Origin of the sequence: Undibacterium sp. Di27W (genome assembly GCF_049340345.1) — a bacterium.
GTDB lineage: Bacteria > Pseudomonadota > Gammaproteobacteria > Burkholderiales > Burkholderiaceae_D > Undibacterium.
This window is the reverse complement of sequence record NZ_JBMPOS010000052.1, coordinates 1-4,298: the sequence shown is the minus strand read 5'-3', so window position 1 is coordinate 4,298 and position 4,298 is coordinate 1. Positions and strand designations below refer to the sequence as shown.

5 protein-coding genes and 2 pseudogenes are annotated in these 4,298 nt (G+C 47.0%); 5 read left to right on the top strand and 2 right to left on the bottom strand.

What is annotated here, in order from left to right; translation table 11 throughout:
• Positions 1–169, bottom strand: a 169-nt coding sequence (gene tnpA / locus ACO0LF_RS31115; protein WP_423021195.1) for an IS66 family insertion sequence element accessory protein TnpA, incomplete at its 3' end; no start/stop codon positions are given.
• 1,259 nt (positions 170–1,428) lie between these two features.
• On the opposite strand from tnpA, the gene ACO0LF_RS31110 reads away from it, so the two are divergent.
• Together ACO0LF_RS31110 and ACO0LF_RS31105 are read left to right on the top strand one after the other, a co-directional pair.
• Positions 1,429–1,647, top strand: a complete 219-nt coding sequence (locus ACO0LF_RS31110; RefSeq protein ID WP_423021228.1) for a hypothetical protein — start codon at positions 1,429–1,431, stop codon at positions 1,645–1,647.
• A 385-nt stretch (positions 1,648–2,032) separates the two neighbouring features.
• Positions 2,033–2,686 (top strand): annotated as a pseudogene (locus ACO0LF_RS31105) (IS6 family transposase).
• Positions 2,687–3,381: 695 nt separating this feature from the next.
• Here ACO0LF_RS31105 and ACO0LF_RS31100 read toward each other — a convergent pair.
• A pseudogene (locus ACO0LF_RS31100) lies at positions 3,382–3,594 on the bottom strand (transposase); the annotation flags it as partial.
• Between the two features lie 120 nt (positions 3,595–3,714).
• Here ACO0LF_RS31100 and ACO0LF_RS31095 point away from each other — a divergent pair.
• The 3 genes from ACO0LF_RS31095 to ACO0LF_RS31085 form a co-directional block, all read left to right on the top strand.
• Positions 3,715–3,951: a transposase gene (locus ACO0LF_RS31095; RefSeq protein ID WP_423021226.1), complete on the top strand. Its 237-nt coding sequence runs from the start codon at positions 3,715–3,717 to the stop codon at positions 3,949–3,951.
• Between the two features lie 83 nt (positions 3,952–4,034).
• The gene (locus ACO0LF_RS31090; protein ID WP_423021224.1) at positions 4,035–4,157 is read left to right on the top strand and encodes a hypothetical protein; all 123 of its coding nucleotides are present in this window, start codon (positions 4,035–4,037) and stop codon (positions 4,155–4,157) included.
• Between the two features lie 32 nt (positions 4,158–4,189).
• Positions 4,190–4,298 (top strand): group II intron maturase-specific domain-containing protein (locus ACO0LF_RS31085; protein WP_423021230.1); only part of this gene is annotated, 109 nt, incomplete at its 3' end.

The following is a 4,298-nucleotide window of genomic DNA, read 5'->3' as shown; positions in this document are numbered from 1 at the left end:
CCACTACAGGGGCAGCGCGCCGTCGCCAGTAATCAAAGCTGGAATAGACCAAACCTTCGCGCTGGCAAAATGCACGCTGGCTTAAACCACTGCCTTGCCAGTCCTGGCATTGCTTACGCCAAAACGCCAATTTGTCTGGATCACTTGTTTTACTTCGTTTGGGTTTCATCACTGACCTCGCTTTGTTAAGTTAGGGTCAGTCTAGCCGGCTTCACTTCCGCTTTATAGGTGGGGCGGCTGCACGCTTACCAGATTCCTCCAGATATCTCCGGATTCCTCCAGATTCCTCCAGATTCCTCCAGATTTCTCCGGATTCCTCCAGATTTCTCCGGATTCCTCCAGATTTCTCCAGATTTCTCCAGATTTCTCCGGATTTCTCCAGATTTCTCCGGATTTCTCCAGATTTCTCCGGATTTCTCCAGATTTCTCCGGATTTCTCCAGATTCGTCCGGATTTCTCCCAAAAACTCCAGAAACCTACTTATTTGGCTGTGGTTATTTCCTAAGTTACAAATATACTCGTCAAATTTTTTTCTCTTCCGATAAACGCCATTTTTTGGGCTATTTAGAACAATTTTGAAAAAAAGTTGATTGATGCGATGAAAATCATGACTTCAAGCTAAAAATATTTTCGAAAAATGCGATCTTGTGCGTTGACTTCCTTGTTATTGCTACCTAGAATTTGTGGCATGTCGACTCGCACGAGTCAACTAGCAGCTGGGACATCCAGCATTGAAATGGTAGTAAAAAGGCCTGAAAAGCCTTCCTACAAAATTTTCACTCTCATGAAGAAAAGGCCATGTGCCTTTTTTTAAAACTCTGATCTCGGAATTCCGTTAGAAACAGAGTGTGTCGCGAACGTAGAGCCATCAAGGCTTTGAAGCGTTTTTTGGAATACGAAAAGCCCTCGCGACAAAATTCCAATATTCAAAAAAGACATTCAAACCTATTTGCTATTCGGTAGCGGTTTGCCGGCCGGGATACCCATGTCTGGCGGCAAGCATTAATGGTGAGCACTACCCGGCTGGTGGCAGGCCGGGGTTACGGTGATGTGAATGTTTGTCTTCGTAGTTCTGTCTTCAAATCCGGTTTCGTACGGAAAAAAACAACTGAACGTTTCAGGTTATCGATAAACCCGGCCGCAGCAGATCGCCCACACTCGATCTGCTCCAAGACTCCCGCCCAAAGGCACCAGGAGCAGGCTTAGCTATTGGCAAGAAATTGGCTTAGCTCTGGCATGTACATTTTTTAAGATAAAACAGCCCGTCTGCACGACGAAAACCGCCGACGATCGTCGCAAAAAAAAAACTGAATTCCACAGACCTGCGATGCATATATGACGTGCGGCTATAGAAAAAACAGGTAAAACCAAAAGGGTATGGTCGACTTATTGAACGCTTAAGCTGCACTTGCGCATCTGCTCGGTTTGATGAAAAAACTGTTCCGACGTCAGCATTCCAAGGTCGAGGTAGCGTTACTTGAAATGAATGTGGCCGACCTTTATAGCATGCTCGATAATGAACAACTCGATTTTTTGTTGGGCGTTACCGATCTCTACACGGGATCATGGAACATCTGTTATTTATATCGGGAGCCGCTGCTCTACATTCCACGATTGGCAACACCAGAGACTAATCCTAGCGCATAATCGGACAGCTTAAAAGACATCTCCGATGAAACCTTTGTCATGGTTCCCGACGCCCGCTGTTTGGCCCATGCCACCAGTGTAAGAGTCAATAAGTAAAGTACAAAATAACTGAAGGCTTTGACGACGGTAGCGCAGCTACTTCTAGTGGTGTTTTGCCTCTCCATCGAAATCGCTGGTGCTCTCTATTTCTCTTTGTTGTTTTGTTTTGGCTGCGTGTTCTTGATTGGCTTTAAATGGATAAATTATGAAGTGGTAATGAGCAGGCCACACCAAACTTCCCAGCACGTAATGGTCCCCGTTACCCAGAGCGAACAGGTTGGTCGATTAGGGGAGGGAGAGGATCAGCGGTTCTGTCACGATAAGCCAAACTTGGTAAAATGCTTCGATGAAATCACTGCCTAAACAAATTGAAGAGTCTGTACTTCGTCAGGTTTTAAAATGTTTGCATTATCCGCTGGACGTGATGTTGTTATGTGTGCGTTGGTACGCGGCCTATTCGCTGAGCTTGCGCAACTTGGAGGAAATGATGGCTGAACGGGGCGTTGTCGTTGATCATGCTACGGTGCATCGCTGGGCGCTGAAGATCTTGCCGATATTGGCTAAGGTGTTTCGTCGTCGCAAGCATCCAGTTGGGCGAAGTTGGCGGATGGACGAAACCTACATTCAAGTCGGTGGACAGTGGAAGTATCTTTATCGCTGTTGACCGACTTGGTCATACGTGGACTTCTTACTCGCCGCCAAACGCGATCATGGTGCTGCACGGCGATTCTTCGAACTAGCGATTGGGTTGCACGACGTGCCGGAGAAGATTACCATCGACAAGAGCGGCGCCAATACTGCAGCAGTGCGCAGCATGATCGCCGACAGCGGTCTGGAAATCACGTTGCGCCAATCGAAATATTTGAACAATCTAGTGGAACAAGACCACCGGGCTATTAAACGGCGAACTAGATCCATACTTGGATTCAAAAAATTTCATTGTGCCACCAAACTCATCGCCGGCATTGAAACCATGCACATGTCAAAAAGGGGCAATTGAATTACCCCAAAGGCCAAGTTGTGTCCGCTGCAGATCAATTCTACTCGTTAGCTTTTTGATCTTCACGATACATTCCTGCTTCACCTTAACTTTAGTTTCTTATCGCGACAGAACCGTTAAAAGTGCATTGGATGTCTATAGGGCCGTGGTCGCAAAGACCAAAATTAAATTATCTCCGGCAAAGCCGAAAGTTCATTGCTGGGGCTCCTCGAAGGCACTGATAGCACTTGATCAGTTGATTTACACTGATATTCGAGCCACTTTGGTCGATAATTTGCATGTATTGTGACCCACGTGTAGCGCACAATCTTACTAGGACTTACGCAAAATTGTCCCAGCAAGGCGTAGCGACGAAGACAGTATGTTAGTACGGCTAGGAGCTACAGCGCTTTGGGTCGGTTTTGCGTAAGTCCTACTTACTTATCTTGATGACGGAGGCAGGAGTGATTGACCTTGTATTACTAGGGAACATCTGATTAAGGAATCTCTGATTAAGTAAACGCAATCTGATTCAGAAACGTTAATAGAAGCATCATCCACCGTCAATCATTAAAGCCATGAGACAGACTACATTTACCCAAGGAAGCTTTGAACGTTACGCCAAGACGACGAAGCGGGCGGTATTTCTATCTGAGATGAATCAGGTTGCTTCTAATTGCCACATCTTTTGTGCGATTTCTTGCACAATTTACACACTATGCCCCTTGCATGCACATCAAGCACTTGCTGACCATGAACAGGTTCGCCAACGCACAGGTGATGAAGAAGCAATGCGTATTCTTTTGTAAGCCGTGATGGCGCATCTTCGCAAATTCAAAAACGCGCTTGATGATGCCAAAGGCATGCTCTACATTGGTCCGAACACTCGACTTGCGGCGGTTGGTCAACTGCTCTGCATCTGTCAATGCGTGACTGCGTGTAGCGTGGCGGTCCGCAAATTTTTTACCCTGGGTGCTTTACTACACGCAGCCTGAGGTATCCTGATTTTTTCGGACACTCTTGTTTGTTAAAATAAACAATCAGGAGAAATGATGAAACAGAAAAAGAGATACACACCGGAATTGCGGGAAGAAGCAGTGAAACTTGTGTTGGCACAAGGATTGACACTAGAGGAAGCGGTATCTCGTATCGCTATTCCGAAAGGGACTTTGATTGGTTGGGTGAATGCGGCCAAGAGTGGACAGACACAGAAGACTGCCCCAGGAAGTCGCACGGTGCCAGAGCTCGAAGCGGAAGGCGCCAAACTACGCAAGGAGCTGGCCTAGGCAAAGATGGAGCACGATATCGTAAAAAAGGCGGCAGCGTACTTTGCGCAGGAGTCGCTGCCAAATACGCGTTCATGAAGACCATGCGACTCGATTATCCCATTGCCAGCTTGTGTTGCAGCTTTGGCGTCTCCCGTAGCGGCTTCTATGCCTGGCTAAACAGCATCCCGTCGGAACGTGCCAAGGTGAATGGCACCTGCAGCTGAAATGTGACAAGAATGTGGCCGATCTGTCGGCCATGTTCAATCCGATACTTCGTGGCTGGCATCAATATTACGGTCGGTTCTATGAATCGGCCATGTCTGCCGTGTGGAAACACTTGAATGACTACCTGACGCGTTGGATGA